Source organism: Streptomyces sp. S6 (genome assembly GCF_054880855.1).
The window spans coordinates 21,768-35,423 of record NZ_JBTYMC010000036.1 but is presented as its reverse complement, the minus strand read 5'-3'; the positions used below and the strand labels follow the sequence as shown (position 1 = coordinate 35,423).

15 protein-coding genes, 2 tRNA genes and 1 pseudogene are annotated in these 13,656 nt (G+C 71.0%); 4 read left to right on the top strand and 14 right to left on the bottom strand.

Translation table 11 applies throughout. The features are described 5' to 3' along the window. Positions 1-113: 113 nt before the first annotated feature. Positions 114-308: pseudogene (locus ACVNF4_RS07955) on the top strand (cytochrome b/b6 domain-containing protein); the annotation flags it as partial. Beyond that, positions 305-1,930 (top strand): NADH-ubiquinone oxidoreductase-F iron-sulfur binding region domain-containing protein, encoded by a 1,626-nt coding sequence (locus tag ACVNF4_RS07950; protein WP_461801978.1) that lies wholly within the window; start codon positions 305-307, stop codon positions 1,928-1,930. The pseudogene ACVNF4_RS07955 and the gene ACVNF4_RS07950, both read left to right, overlap by 4 nt. A 118-nt stretch (positions 1,931-2,048) precedes the next feature. On the opposite strand, the gene ACVNF4_RS07945 is transcribed toward ACVNF4_RS07950, so the two are convergent. From ACVNF4_RS07945 to ACVNF4_RS07930, 4 genes are all read right to left on the bottom strand, one after another. Beyond that, positions 2,049-2,121 (bottom strand) — tRNA-Ala (locus ACVNF4_RS07945). Between the two features lie 75 nt (positions 2,122-2,196). Continuing rightward, entirely contained in the window at positions 2,197-2,430 is a 234-nt protein-coding gene (locus tag ACVNF4_RS07940) for a hypothetical protein (RefSeq protein ID WP_053750770.1), read from the bottom strand. A gap of 3 nt (positions 2,431-2,433) precedes the next feature. Next, entirely contained in the window at positions 2,434-2,607 is a 174-nt protein-coding gene (locus tag ACVNF4_RS07935; protein WP_461801977.1) for a hypothetical protein, read from the bottom strand. Between the two features lie 69 nt (positions 2,608-2,676). After that, positions 2,677-4,119, bottom strand: coding sequence for an MFS transporter (locus ACVNF4_RS07930; protein WP_461801976.1), 1,443 nt, complete (start codon positions 4,117-4,119; stop codon positions 2,677-2,679). Between the two features lie 94 nt (positions 4,120-4,213). Here ACVNF4_RS07930 and ACVNF4_RS07925 point away from each other — a divergent pair, with 94 nt between their 5' ends. Next, positions 4,214-5,041, top strand: a complete 828-nt coding sequence (locus ACVNF4_RS07925; protein WP_461801975.1) for a helix-turn-helix transcriptional regulator — start codon at positions 4,214-4,216, stop codon at positions 5,039-5,041. Between the two features lie 55 nt (positions 5,042-5,096). On the opposite strand, the gene ACVNF4_RS07920 is transcribed toward ACVNF4_RS07925, so the two are convergent. From ACVNF4_RS07920 to ACVNF4_RS07890, 7 genes are all read right to left on the bottom strand, one after another. After that, positions 5,097-5,169: transfer RNA gene (locus ACVNF4_RS07920), tRNA-Ala, on the bottom strand. A 72-nt stretch (positions 5,170-5,241) separates the two neighbouring features. Further along, a complete protein-coding gene (locus ACVNF4_RS07915) occupies positions 5,242-5,913 on the bottom strand; it encodes a histidine phosphatase family protein (protein ID WP_461801974.1) in 672 nt (223 codons plus the stop codon). Next, a complete protein-coding gene (gene rsfS / locus ACVNF4_RS07910; RefSeq protein WP_461801973.1) occupies positions 5,910-6,344 on the bottom strand; it encodes a ribosome silencing factor in 435 nt (144 codons plus the stop codon). The genes ACVNF4_RS07915 and rsfS overlap by 4 nt, the downstream gene beginning before the upstream one ends. A gap of 55 nt (positions 6,345-6,399) precedes the next feature. Next, positions 6,400-8,109 carry an LCP family protein gene (locus tag ACVNF4_RS07905; RefSeq protein WP_461801972.1) on the bottom strand — a complete coding sequence of 570 codons (1,710 nt, stop codon included), beginning with the start codon at positions 8,107-8,109 and terminating at the stop codon, positions 6,400-6,402. A 25-nt stretch (positions 8,110-8,134) separates the two neighbouring features. Next, complete coding sequence (nadD, locus tag ACVNF4_RS07900; protein ID WP_461801971.1) at positions 8,135-8,761, bottom strand: nicotinate-nucleotide adenylyltransferase; 627 nt, start codon at positions 8,759-8,761, stop codon at positions 8,135-8,137. Between the two features lie 45 nt (positions 8,762-8,806). Continuing rightward, a complete protein-coding gene (locus tag ACVNF4_RS07895; RefSeq protein ID WP_461801970.1) occupies positions 8,807-8,971 on the bottom strand; it encodes a hypothetical protein in 165 nt (54 codons plus the stop codon). 134 nt (positions 8,972-9,105) lie between these two features. Next, positions 9,106-9,258, bottom strand: a complete 153-nt coding sequence (locus ACVNF4_RS07890) for a hypothetical protein (RefSeq protein ID WP_461801969.1) — start codon at positions 9,256-9,258, stop codon at positions 9,106-9,108. Between the two features lie 155 nt (positions 9,259-9,413). Between ACVNF4_RS07890 and ACVNF4_RS07885 the strand changes: the two genes are divergently transcribed. Further along, on the top strand, positions 9,414-10,508 hold the full coding sequence (locus ACVNF4_RS07885) for a M48 family metallopeptidase (RefSeq protein WP_461801968.1): 1,095 nt from the start codon (positions 9,414-9,416) through the stop codon (positions 10,506-10,508). Between the two features lie 4 nt (positions 10,509-10,512). On the opposite strand, the gene ACVNF4_RS07880 is transcribed toward ACVNF4_RS07885, so the two are convergent. From ACVNF4_RS07880 to ACVNF4_RS07870, 3 genes are all read right to left on the bottom strand, one after another. Further along, a complete protein-coding gene (locus ACVNF4_RS07880) occupies positions 10,513-11,583 on the bottom strand; it encodes an SCO2583 family membrane protein (protein ID WP_461801967.1) in 1,071 nt (356 codons plus the stop codon). Between the two features lie 77 nt (positions 11,584-11,660). Beyond that, on the bottom strand, positions 11,661-12,239 hold the full coding sequence (locus ACVNF4_RS07875) for an SCO2584 family spore wall biosynthesis protein (protein ID WP_461801966.1): 579 nt from the start codon (positions 12,237-12,239) through the stop codon (positions 11,661-11,663). Between the two features lie 89 nt (positions 12,240-12,328). Then, positions 12,329-13,612, bottom strand: a complete 1,284-nt coding sequence (locus ACVNF4_RS07870) for a glutamate-5-semialdehyde dehydrogenase (protein WP_461801965.1) — start codon at positions 13,610-13,612, stop codon at positions 12,329-12,331. Positions 13,613-13,656: the final 44 nt, after the last annotated feature.

Below are 13,656 nucleotides of genomic sequence, written 5' to 3'. Positions count from 1 at the left end.
GGCGGCGGAGCGGCTCCGGTACTCCTCGTAGACGCGGAGGACGTCGGCGATGAACTCCCGTGTCTGTTCCGGGGTTAGCCGAAGGGTCGTACTGCTCATGTCCCAGGTGCGCTCCGCCGGTCGGCGAGGCACCGCAGTCCGTGTACGACCCGATGCAGGACACCGGGTTCAACATCCCGGTCTACAACAACGGCGCCCCCCAGCCCGGCCAGAACCCCAACCCGAACGACCCGTACAACGGCGGCGCCCAGGGCCCCACGCCCGGTTCCGGCGAAGCCTGGAACACGCCTTCCGGAGGCTATAGGTGAACGAGGCCCTGCCCGACGTCCCAGAGGTCCGCGTGGTCGGCCTTCCACAGCTCACGTCGGGCTTCGACCTTGTGGAGCGGCTCGACCTGCCCATGCATCTGAAGGTGCACGGGCCGCTGGAGCCGATAGGCGGCGAGAAGCTCGCCCAACTGGCCGAGCGGATCAGCCTCAAGGGGCGCGGCGGGGCGGGTTTCCCGTTCCACAAGAAGCTCCGCTCGGTCGCGGACGCGGCGATCAAGAAGGGTGTCCGCCCGGTCGTCGTCATCAACGGCAGTGAGGACGAACCGGCCTGCCGCAAGGACACGGTGATGATCAACCGTGCCCCGCACCTCATCCTGGACGGCGCGCTGCTGTGCGCCGAGGCGCTCGGTGCCCGCACGCTCGTGGTGGGGGTCACCCGGGAGTCGACGCAGCGCTCCATGGAGGCGGCGCTCGCCGAACGCGGCCTCAGCGACAGCCGCCGCTCGGCGCTGCGCGCGTTCGTGCAGCGCAACCCGATCCGGATGGTGACGGGCGCCGCCGCGTCCCTGATCCGCTCGATCGACGGCGGTCCGGCGGTCCCGCCCGGCCGCAAGACCAGCGCCTCGCAGAACGGCGTGGGCGGCGCCCCGACCCTGCTGTCGAACGCCGAGACGTTCGCCCAGCTCGCCATCGCGGCCCGCATCGGCCCGGAGCGCTACGGCAACACGGGCCTGTACGACGAGCCGGGCACCGTCATGCTGACCGTCTCCGGCGCGGTCGCCCGCCCGATGGTCATCGAGGTCCCGACGGGCGTCCCCCTGCGGTACGTCCTCCAGCTCGCCGGCGCCCCGCCGGTCCCGCAGGGTGTGCTGACGGGCGGCTACCACGGCAAGTGGATCGACGCGGCGACGGTGAACGAGGCCGTCGTCTCCCGCAACTCCCTGGACGCCGTGGGCGGCGCGCTGGGCGCGGGGGCGATCCTGCCGATCAGTCAGGAGACGTGCCCGCTGGGCGAGTCGCTGCGGGTGGCGCAGTGGCTGGCCGACGAGAGCGCGGGGCAGTGCGGCCCCTGCTACCTCGGTCTGCCGGCCGCCGCGCGCGGTATGGAGGACATCCTCAACGGCGGCGGCCCGGCCGCTTTGGAGGCCCTCAAGCAGGTCGCCCGCAACGTGAAGCGACGTGGCGCGTGCTCGCACCCCGACGGCTCCGCGATGTTCCTGGAGTCGACCATCAAGGCGTTCACGGACGACCTCGCCGCGCACGTCCTCGGCAACGGCTGCGGGCGGCCCGTGGAGGGTGTCCTGCCGCTCTTCGAGGAAGGCCACATGCCGGCCGGCCTCACCAGCGGGGCCCCCGCCGAGGACACCTCCGGGAGCCGCCAGAAGATCTTCGTCGACTGGACCCTCTGCCGGGGTCACGGCCTGTGCGCCGACATCCTCCCCGAGGTCTTCCAGCTCGGCGCCGACGGCTTCCCCACCGTCGCCCAGGCCAAGGTCCCCCGCTACGCCGAGGCGAAGGCCATCCGCGCGGTCCGCCGCTGCCCGGCTCTCGCCCTGCGCATCGAGGAGGACACCCGGGGCCAGGCCCCCGCGAAGAACCTCCCGGTCCTCTCCAACCGCGAGGGCGGCGGAGGCCGGGGCCGCCGGGCCCTGGGCCGCTGACCGAGGCACACAGAAGGGGCCGCCCTCTGAAAGAGGGCGGCCCCTTCGGCGTACCCCCCTGCGCGTCAGGCCCGAACGCAGAAGATCCCGCCCCTTGCGGGACGGGATCTTCGAAATGTGGAGCTAAGGAGAATTGAACTCCTGACCTCCTGCATGCCATGCAGGCGCTCTACCAACTGAGCTATAGCCCCTTGCGGTGTTCCGCCGGGTTTCCCTGGCGGCGACGCCAACATTACACGGTCACAGGGGTGCTCCACCAAATCGGTTTACGCGGTGACGAAGGAGTAGAACCGCTTGAGGGTGCAGTGCTCCTCCAGGAGCCGTCCGTAGATGGGTTCGCCCTCCAGCTCGCGGTACGTCTCGATGGGGTCGCCTTTTATGATCAGCGCCCGCGCGCACTCCTCGCACCAGTACTGGTACTCGGGGTTCACGGGTTCCATGTCGCGGACGATCGGGGTGCCGCTGCCGCACCAGTCGCACTTCCGCCTGTGTGCACCCATCGATCAGCTCCAGCTGTGGCCGCAGGCCGTGCACACGTAGGAGATCCCGCCGTTGTCGCCGAGGACCTGGGCGACGAACGCGGAACCGCAGGAAGGGCAGGAGAGCCGGGTGGCCGTGTCCCGTGTGGACGCCTCGTCGGAGAGGTGGCCGCCCTCTCCGAGGATGCTCGCAGGCATCACTGCTCCCTCCCGTCGGGCCGCGCTCCCATCCGGCCGTTTGATTCTGCCACGGCCGGGACGACACGGTCAGCGACGCCTCAGTACCAGTCCGGACACGGCCCCCGCGACAGCCGCCGCGGCGAGCACGTACATGCAGGCAAGAAGCGCTTCCGAAGAGGTATACGACCGAGGCCCCCCAAGTGACTCAAGGCGGTTCAGGAACAGTGTGCCGAACCCGGCGACCCCGATGAGCTGCCCGAGCTGTGTGACGGTCGCGAGCAGCCCGCTGGCGTCCGCCGCGTCCTCGGGGCGCACGGCGGCCAGCGCGCGCGTGAGGGTCGGCCCGTAGGCCATCGCGAGTCCGCCTCCGACGGCCGCGTACCCGGCGTACACCCCCACCCCGCCGTGGTCCCCGTCCCGCAGCGCGAGTCCCACCCCGGTCACCGCGAGCGCGACGAGCACGAACCCACCCGGAACCATCACCCGTTGCACCACGGCCGGCCACTTCCGCCAGGTCAGTCCGACCACCCCGAACGCCACGGCGGTCGGCCCGAACGTCAGCCCCGCGCGCAGCGCGCTGTATCCCAGTCCCGCCTGGAGATGCAGCGTGAGGACGAACAGGAAGGCTCCGTTGACCGCCATGACGACGGCGATCCGGACGACGGCCGGCGCGGTACCGGGATGCCGCAGCACCCGGGGCGCGATGAGCGGAGCGCCCCCGCGCCGGGCGAGCCTCGACTCGTGGACGCAGAACAGCGCGAAGACGGCGCACCCGACGCCCATGGAGAGCCAGGCCCACACCGGCCACCCCTCCTCCTGCCCGAGCACCAGCGGCACGGTGACGAGCGAGACGGCGGCCCCGAGCAGGAGTTGACCGGTCCTGTCGAGCCCGCGCGCGGACTCGGCGCCGCCCCCGCGCGGCAGCACCCGCCGGCCCACGACGAGCAGGAACAGCCCGACCAGCACGTTCACGAGGAACACCGGCCGCCACCCGGTCCCGAACAGGTCGGCGCTGACCAGCACCCCGCCGACCAGCTGCCCGGCCGCCGCCCCGACCGCGAGGACCGCCGCGTACACGCCGAGCGCCCGCATCCGCGCCTCCCCGGTGAACGCCCGCTGGATCAGGCTCAGCACCTGCGGGATCATCACCGCCGACCCGGCGCCCTGGAGCAGCCGGAACCCGATCAGCCAGCCGACCCCGGGTGCGAGCCCGCAGGCCAGCGAGGCCCCGGTGAACAGCGCGAGCCCGGCGAGGTGGACCCTGCCGTGCCCGAACCGGTCGCCGAGCCGGGCGCCGGTGATCAGCAGCACCGAGTACGTGACGGCGTACCCGGCGACGACGAGCTGGAGCTGAGCGCCGGACGCGTCGAAGTCGGTACCGATCGTGGGGGCGGCGACGTTGACGATGAAGACGTCGAGCAGCGCCATGAACAGGGCGGCGAGCACGACGGCGAGGAGTCGGCCGGAGCCGTTGTCAGTGGCGTGGCCTTTACTGGCCGCAGCGGGTGAAGGGCGTGATGTAGTGGTCATGCCGTCGAGCGTGACCCCAGCCCGGTACGGGTGCCGAGAGCCCACCGATGCTGGTACTGACACCACCTGGCAAGAACCGCCGGGGAGTTCGACGATGGGGGACGTGACGACGATGGAGACAGCGCAGCCGGCACAGACAGCACACCGGCGCCGCCCGGAACTCGCCTCCTTCCTGCGCGCCCGACGCGCCCGCCTCACCCCGGCCGACGTCGGCATGGCCCCCGGCCTGCGCCGCCGCACCCCGGGCCTGCGCCGCGAGGAGGTCGCCCAGCTCTCCGGCGTCGGCGTCACCTGGTACACGTGGCTGGAGCAGGGCCGCCCGATCAACGCCTCGGCCCAGGTGCTGGACGCGGTGGCGCGCACCCTGCGCCTCGACCCCCCGGAGCGCGAGCACCTCTACCACCTGGCGGACGTCCCGTTCCCGGCCCACCCGGAGGCGACCACCCACCGCGTGGGTTCCGAGGTCCAGTGCATACTCGACGCCCTCGCTCCGCGCCCGGCGGTGGTCTACAACGCCCGGTACGACATCCTCGCCACCAACTCCCCCTATCGCGCCCTGTTCTTCCCCGAGCCGGTTCCCGCGGGGACCACGTACAACGCGCTGTGGCGGCTGTTCACCTCGCCGGAGGAGGAGTGTCCGATCGCCTACCGGGACGAGGAGTTGCCGCTGATGGTCGCCACCATGCGCTCCGCGTACGGACCACATGCCGGGGAACCCGCCTGGGAGGACTTCGTAGAACGCCTGTCGGAGGCCAGCCCGATGTTCGCGCGGCTGTGGACGTCGGGGGATGTCGTGGTGCCGGGACGGCGCGTGAAGGTCTTCCGGCTGCGCACGGGTGACGAACTGCGGGTGACGTCGGTGTCCCTGTCGATCGACGGAATGCCGGAATGCCGGATCGTCGTCTACTCACCGCTCACCTGAAAGGAGCGTCGGCATGAAAAGATCCCGCCCCTTGCGGGACGGGATCTTCGGAATGTGGAGCTAAGGAGAATTGAACTCCTGACCTCCTGCATGCCATGCAGGCGCTCTACCAACTGAGCTATAGCCCCTTGTGTTCTTCCCGTTCCGGCTGGCCGGGCGAACAAGAAGAACTCTAGCCTGCGACCTGCCGGAAAGTGAAATCAGGTGTCGTCGCCGAGGACCGGCTCCGGCAGCGTCCCGGCGTTGTGCTCAAGGAGCCGCCAGCCGCGCGCGCCCTCACCGAGGACCGACCAGCAGCAGTTGGAGAGCCCGCCGAGGCTTTCCCAGTTCCCGGAGTCGAGACCGAGGAGCCGGCCGATGGTGGTGCGGATCGTGCCGCCGTGGCTGACCACGACGAGCGTGCCGCCGTCCGGCAGCTTGTCGGCATGGCTCAGGACGACGGGGGCGGCGCGGTCGGCGACCTCCGTCTCCAGCTCGCCGCCACCCCGGCGCACGGGCTCGCCACGCTTCCACGCGGCGTACTCCTCGCCGTACCGGGCGACGATCTCCTCGTGGGTCAGCCCCTGCCAGACCCCGGCGTACGTCTCGCGCAGCGCCTCGTCGTGGGCGATCTCCAGGCCCGTCAGCGCGCCCAGTTCGGCGGCCGTGTCGGCGGCGCGGGAGAGGTCGGAGGCGACGATCGCGTCCGGCTTCAGGGAGGCGAGGAGCCGGGCGGCGCGGCGGGCCTGGGAGACACCGGTCTGCGTCAGCGCGACGTCCGTCGTGCCCTGGAAGCGGCGCTCCACGTTCCACGCGGTCTGGCCGTGCCGCCACAGGATGACCCGGCGTCCGCGCCCCGTCCTGCCGTCGCTGACCTCACCCGTCGCGCTCACCACTCACCGTCCGCTTCCTCGGCCGCCTGGAGCTTGGCGTGCTCCTCCGCCTTGCCGCGCGTCGCCTTCGCCTCCTCGGGCAGCTCCAGCTCGGGGCAGTCCTTCCACAGCCGCTCCAGGGCGTAGAAGACCCGCTCCTCGCTGTGCTGGACGTGGACGACGATGTCGACGTAGTCGAGCAGGATCCAGCGGGCGTCGCGGTCGCCCTCGCGGCGCACCGGCTTCGCGCCGAGCTCCTTGCTGAGCCGCTCCTCGATCTCGTCGACGATCGACTTGACCTGCCGGTCGTTGGGCGCCGACGCCAGCAGGAAGGCGTCCGTGATCGACAGCACATCGCTCACGTCGTAGGCGATGATGTCGTGCGCGAGCTTGTCGGCCGCCGCCTGTGCGGCGGCCGAGATGAGCTGAAGAGAACGGTCGGTGGCGGTCACTGCACGGCTTTCCCTAGGCGGTCGTGTACCCCCCAAGGGTCTCACGGCCCGGAGATCACGGTGTCGACCGCTTGTAGTCCTTCCCCAGCACGACCGTCACGTCCGCGCTGGACGCCTCCGCGGACTTCTTCACCACCGACTCCTTGAGGCCGAGCGTCTTGGCGACCTCGACGGCGTTGTTCTTGTCGGCGTCGTCGGCGTAGGTGACGGACGTGGCACCGGCGGTGGAGGCGGCGGCGCCGCCGTCGAGGACGGTGAAGCCGCCGTTGAGCAGGACGATCCGGACGTCCTCGGAGTCGGACTTCTTGCCGGACGCGTTCCGCACGGAGACGCGGACGGCGGCGTCCGGGTCCGGGCTCTTCGCGGTGCCGCCGAGGACGGCCTTGACGATGCCGGAACCGGCCTCCGCGCTGAGCGTGCCGTCCTTCTGGACCGGCAGGGTCTCCGTCTTGTAGTCGCCGCCCTTGGCGAGCGAGGCGAGCCCCGCGAGGAACGCGCCGAGGTCCTTGTCCGTCAGGGACGGGTCGAGGATCTGCGCGAGGGTCTGGACGGTGACGGTGGCGGCCTGCGCGTCGGTGGAGACCTTGCGCAGCACCCCCTGCACGACCTGCCCGAACCGCGCGAGCTGCGCGTCCTGCGGCTCCTCCTCGCCCCGGTAGGTGGCGTAGGCGACGGCCATCTTGCCGCTCAGCGACTGGTTCTCGCCCTTGTTGACGAGCGCCTCGCCCTTCTTCGACGCCGGGTCCGGGACGGTCGTGTCGGTGGTCACCTCGATGCCGCCGACGAGGTCGACGAGGTTCTGGAGGTAGGGGGTGTCGAGGCGCCAGGTCCCCTCGATGCTGGTGCCGAGGACGGTGTCGAGGGCGTCGCGGGTGCCGGCCGAGCCGTCGTCGTCGACGGACTTCGCGAGGGTCGTGCTGCTGCCGTCGTCCTTGGTCACGACCAGGGAGTTGGGGAGCAGGACGGTCGTGCCGCGCTTCGCGGTGGTGTTGTCGACGAGGAGCAGCGTGGAGGTGCCGCCCTTCGCGGTGTCGTGCAGGTGGACGACCACGACGTCCCGCTTCTGGGCGGCGCCCCCGGTCGTCGCGGTGGCCTCGGAGTCCGAGGAGGACAGGCCGGGGATCTTGCCCGCGGACCAGAGGTAGCCGACGCCTCCGACGACGACCAGCGCCATGACGACGGCCAGGGCGACCAGCCGGCTCTTGGCCCGCCGCTTGGCCTCCTCACGCCGCTCGGTGCGGTTCTCCGTGAAGTTCAGCCAGTCGATGACGTCCTCGGAGTCCCCGTCGGGCTGCTCCACGAACGCGAACTGCTCGGTCTGGTACTCCCGTTGCTCGGGTTTCCCGTCTTCGCCGGAGACAGGAGCGGGGGGCGCGGCGGGGGCGGCCGGTTCGGCGGCTTCGGGTTCGGGGGCGGTGGGGGCCGTCTGCTGCGGGATGTAGGCGGTGGCGGTCGCCTGCTCGGCGTCCTGGCCCACCTGAGCCGCCTGCTGCCCGTAGTAGGGGTCGTACGGGGGTGCCGCCTGGCCGGCGGTCCCGTAGGGGTCGTACCCGTAGCCCTGCTGGCCGTACTGCTGCTGCCCGTAGTAGTCGTACCCCTGCCCCTGCTGGCTCTGCTGGCCCGCGTACGGGTCGTACGCCTGCTGCTGGGGCACCTGTTGCTGCTGGGGGCGGCCGTAGACGGGACGGCCGTAGTCGTCGTAGCCGACGACGACGTACGGGGTCTCCTCGTCGTCGGACTGGTCCGCGTCGTATCGGTTGTTCACCGGTGCCCCTCTTCGCTCGCTCGCCTCACTCGCCGCGGTACAGCTCGCGCTTGTCGATGTAGCGCACGACGCCGTCCGGCACCAGATACCAGACGGGGTCGCCCTTGGCGACGCGCGCGCGGCAGTCGGTGGAGGAGATGGCGAGCGCCGGAACCTCGACGAGGGAGACGATGCCGTCGGGCAGGCCGGGGTCGGCGAGGTGGTAGCCCACGCGGGTGACGCCGATGAAGTGGGCGAGGCCGAACAGCTCGTCCGTGTCGCGCCAGGTGACGATCTGGGCGAGGGCGTCGGCACCGGTGATGAAGAACAGGTCGGTGTCCGGGTTGAGCGCGCGCAGGTCGCGCAGGGTGTCGACGGTGTACGTCGGGCCGCCTCGGTCGATGTCGATGCGGCTGACCGAGAACTGGGGGTTCTCGGCGGTCGCGATGACCGTCATCAGGTAGCGGTCCTCCGCCGGGGAGACCGCGCGGTGGCTCTTCTGCCAGGGCTGGCCGGTCGGGACGAACACGACCTCGTCCAACTGGAACGCCGCGGCGACCTCACTGGCCGCCACGAGGTGTCCGTGGTGGATCGGATCGAACGTCCCGCCCATGACGCCGAGGCGACGCCTGCCCGGGTTCGACGGGCCGGTAGGCATGTCCTGCTCTCCCATGCGGCAGACCCTACCGGCCTCGTGCGAGAGGTCCGGCCGGGTGGCTCAGCGGTCGCGGTTGAAGCGGGTCGTGACCCACAGCAGGAGCAGCAGGATGACGAACGCCGCACCACCGGTGACCAGCGGGTTCAGGCTCTCGTGATTACCGCCGTGCTCTTCGCCCTCGGCGGCGAGCGTGACCAACTGAACTGCGGTGCTGTGGAGGCTCATCTTCGTCAGGACCTATTCCTGTGAGGGCGGTATAAAGGCGTCGGCCCATCGTAAGGGGAGGGTCTTCCGGCGATCACCCCGACTCCGCCATCCGAAGAAAGCGGGGAACCGGTGCGGGGAACTTTCGCGGTGCGTCAGTCGTCTTTCCGCTTGTAGCCCCGCAGCAGGAACCAGCCCGTCAGCACACAGCCCACGACCATCACGAGCAGCACGATCCGGAGCAGGTTCCCCGGCCCCTGCTGGTCGGCGGCGGCAGCGGCGAGCCAGGCTGCGGGGTTGTGCTCCATGGTGCGGGACTCCTTAGACGTAGTGCCCGTCCACGGTAACTCCGCCTAGGCTGGCCACAGCCTCGGGGGCACAAAGGCCCGCACAAGGGTCCGCAAAGGGGCGGCAAGCGAGCCCCGTCATACAGAGCGCACTCACCATCGCACTGGGGGATGACATGTCCGAAGGCCAAGAGCAGGGCGGGCACGAGAACGTGCCCAGCAGGCAGCGCAGGCGATTCCCGGAGATCTCCTCACGTGCCTACGAACACCCCGCCGACCGTTCCGCCCTGGTCGCCCTGCGCAAGCTGAGCGGCTTCGACACGGTGTTCAAGGCGCTGAGCGGCCTCCTCCCGGAGCGCAGCCTGCGCCTGCTGTTCCTCTCCGACTCGGTCCGCGTCTCGGACCAGCAGTTCGCCCACCTCAACGACATGCTGCGGGACGCCTGTTACATCCTGGACCTGGAGAAGGTCCCGCCGATGTACGTCAACCAGGACCCGCAGCCGAACGCGATGTGCATCGGTCTCGACGAGCCGATCATCGTGGTCACCACCGGCCTCGTCGAACTCCTCGACGAGGAGGAGATGCGCGCGGTCATCGGCCACGAGGTGGGCCACGCCCTCTCGGGCCACGCCGTGTACCGCACGATCCTGCTGTTCCTGACGAACCTCGCCCTGAGGGTCGCCTGGATCCCCCTCGGCAACATCGCGATCATGGCGATCGTGACGGCGCTGCGGGAGTGGTTCCGCAAGTCCGAGCTGTCCGCGGACCGGGCCGGTCTGCTGGTCGGCCAGGACCTCACGGCGTCCATGCGCGGCCTGATGAAGATCGCGGGCGGCAACCACCTCCACGAGATGAACGTGGACGCGTTCCTGAAGCAGGCCGAGGAGTACGAGGAGGGCGGCGACCTGCGCGACTCGGTCCTGAAGATCCTGAACGTCCTGCCCCGCTCCCACCCCTTCACGACGGTCCGCGCGGCCGAGCTGAAGAAGTGGGCCGAGTCCCGGGACTACCAGCGGATCCTGGACGGTCACTACCCGCGGCGCTCGGAGGACCGGAACACCTCGGTGACGGACTCCTTCCGGGAGTCCGCCGCGAGCTATGCCTCTGACGTGAAGAACTCCAAGGACCCGCTGATGAAGCTGGTCACGGATATCGCGGGTGGCGCCGGGGATCTCGGCGGGCGGGTTCGTCGAGGGTTCACCGGTGGCGGGGGCCGGACGTCGACGCCCACGAAGGATCGGACGCAGGAAGACACGGAACGGGACGAGTAGTACTTCACGTCCTTGGCAGGGCGCTCCCCGCCAGCGTTCCGCACAGCGCCGCTGTGGTTCCCGTCTCGTACGGGTCCGTTCCGGCCGGCCCGGCCGTTCCCGCGGTCCGGCCGGCCAGCAGCGGGCGCAGATAGCCCACGGCGTCCGAGGAGCAGGCGAGCGGCCCCGCCTGGACCTGCGACACCAACACCTGCGTCTGCCGCAGCCGCAAGTCCTCGTGGTCGAACCGGAAGTGCAGTTCGCGGCGGACGGTGAACAGGGAGATCCGGGCAACACCAGGGGCGGCGGGCCGCAGGGCATAGACGAAGGTGTGGTCCGCCGTCACCTCCAGCGTCTCGGAGTCGGTCTCGGCGATGCCGAGGGTGCCTCGGACGCGGATCCCGGGGTCGGCGAGGCGTACCTGCCCGGGGTCGAAGCGGACGACCCAGCCGGTCGGGGCGTGCAGGCCGTCGGCGGAGGGGTGCGAGAAGCTCGCGTCGAACTGGTCGAGCTGCTCGGAGTCGACGAGCACCCGGGGCGCGCGGATCTGCTGCCCGAGGACGACCTCGGGGTAGAGCGCGGAGCGGACGATGTACTCCTTGGCCGTGGTCAGCGCGGTGATGATCTGGCTCTCGGAGAAGTGCTCGGTGCGCCGGGCGGCCGGCAGCGTGATGCCGTCGGCGCCGACGCGGAAGTTCCGGGCGGGGCTGTGCGCGTAGAGGACCGCGGCGTCGGCGGCGCCGGGCACCGCGCTCTGCGGGGCGAGCGGGACGACCGTCATCCGCAGCGGCTCGACCGCGCGCCGGGCGGCCGGTGACTGGTAGGGGCTGCGGACGCTCATGTAGATCGCCGTACCGAAGGCGATCATGATCAGCAGGACGAGGGCGACGGCCTGCCGGGACAGTCCCCGGCGCAGCGGCACGGGGCGGCGGCGGACGGCGGGCGCGTGGTCGCCCATGCGCTCCCGCGCGGAGTACTCCTGGAGGCGGGCAGCGCGGACGAACGACTCGTCGAAGACGACGGATCGGTACTCGTCCTCTCCACCGGCGGGGGCGCCCTCGGGTGTCCCCTCCGGTGGGTCTCCAGGCCCGCCCATACCTTCAGAGTAGGTCTCAGGAGCCTCGGGTAAACGCCCTGTCGCAGGACAACTTCTGACGGGTTCTCAGCCGACGCTCACGGCGTGCGCGGCAGCACCGGGACGGCCGACGGGAGCTGCTCGGCGGCCCCCGGCGGGGTGGCGTCGGCGCCGGTCGAGGCGGGCGGGGCCTGTCGGCTGCCGGCGCCCGAGGAGGAGCCCCGGTAGACGGCGGTGAAGGCGAGCGCGACCATGCCGATGCCCATCACGATGGCGAGCATCCAGGCGACGGGGCGGTGCCAGCGGACCTGTTTGCCGTACGTCCCGTAGAAGCCGTACGAGGCGGGGGCGCCGTAGCGGGCGTCGAGGACCTCGGGGTCGTCCAGGTCGTCGAGGTCGTCCGCGGCGCGGCGGTCCGCCGGGCCGAAGCCGTCGTCGTACCGGTCGGCGCGGTCGGTGCGGGGTCTGGTGCGGCGGGATTCCGCCTCTGCCTCGGCTCTCGCCTCGGCGGCGGCCAGGAGGCGTTCGACGGCGGTGGGTTCGTGGAACTCCGCCGCCTTGACGAATGCCTCGTCGAAGACCACGGAGGCGAACTCTTCGTCCGACACCCCGCGGTCGTGGTCGTCGTCGGGCTGTCCGCCGTCAGGAAACGGCGTGCCCCCCACGTCCTCCGGCATTTCTCCAGAGTAGACCTGGGGGGTCCTTTTGGGCAGACGGTATGGATATCCGGCCACCCGATGAGACGCCTCTCACGTGAGGCGGCCGGCTAACGGATGTGGCCGTCCCCGGTGACGATGTACTTCGTGCTGGTCAGCTCGGGCAGGCCCATCGGGCCTCGGGCGTGCAGCTTCTGGGTGGAGATGCCGATCTCCGCGCCGAAGCCGAACTGGCCGCCGTCCGTGAAGCGGGTGGAGGCGTTCACGGCGACGGTCGTCGAGTCGACCAGCTGGGTGAAGCGGCGGGCGGCCTGCTGGGAGGTGGTGACGATCGCCTCGGTGTGCCCGGAGGTCCACAGCCGGATGTGCTCGACGGCCTTCTCCAGCGAGTCGACGACGGCGGCGGCGATGTCGTACGACAGGTACTCCGTCTCCCAGTCCTCGGCGGTGGCCTCCACGACCGTCGCCTTCGACTCCTTCGCGTACGCCATGACCCGTTCGTCGGCGTGGACGGTCACCCCGGCCTCCGCGAGGGCGTCGAGGGCGCGGGGGAGGAACTCGGGGGCGATGTCCTGGTGGACGAGGAGGGTCTCGGCGGAGTTGCAGACGCTGACGCGCTGGGCCTTGGAGTTGATGAGGATGTCGACGGCCATGTCGAGGTCGGCGTGCGCGTCGACGTAGACGTGGCAGTTGCCGGTGCCGGTCTCGATGACGGGGACGGTCGACTCGGCGACGACGGTCTGGATCAGGGAGGCGCCGCCGCGCGGGATGAGGACGTCGACGAGTCCGCGCGCCCGCATCAACTCCCGTACGGAGTCCCGGCTTTCGCCCGGCACGAGCTGGACGGCGTCGGCGGGCAGCCCCGAGCCGCCGACCGCGTCGCGCAGGACCCGCACGAGCGCCGAGTTCGAGGAGTACGCGGAGCCCGAGCCGCGCAGCAGGACGGCGTTGCCGGACTTGAGGCAGAGGGCGGCGGCGTCGACCGTCACGTTCGGCCGGGCCTCGTAGATGATGCCGACGACCCCGAGCGGCACCCGCACCTGGCGCAGGTCGATCCCGTTGGGGAGAGTCGATCCGCGCACGACCTCGCCGACCGGGTCGGGCAGCGCGACGACGTCCCGGACATCGGACGCGATGGCCCGGATCCGCTCCGGCGTCAGCGTCAGCCGGTCGATGACCGACTCGCTCGTCCCGGCTTCCCGCGCCCGCGCCACGTCCTCCGCGTTCGCCTCGACGATCTCCGCCGTGCGCACTTCGAGCGCGTCCGCGATCGCGAGCAGCGCGTCGTCCTTGGCGGCCCTCGGCAGCGGCGCGAGGTCGGCGGCGGCGGCCTTGGCCCGGTAGGCGGCCTCGATGACCGGGGACATGGCGTCGTACGGGGAGAGCGTGGTCATGGGGGAAGCGTAGTGCTCCGCGAGAGGGCGTCCATCTCGTCGTC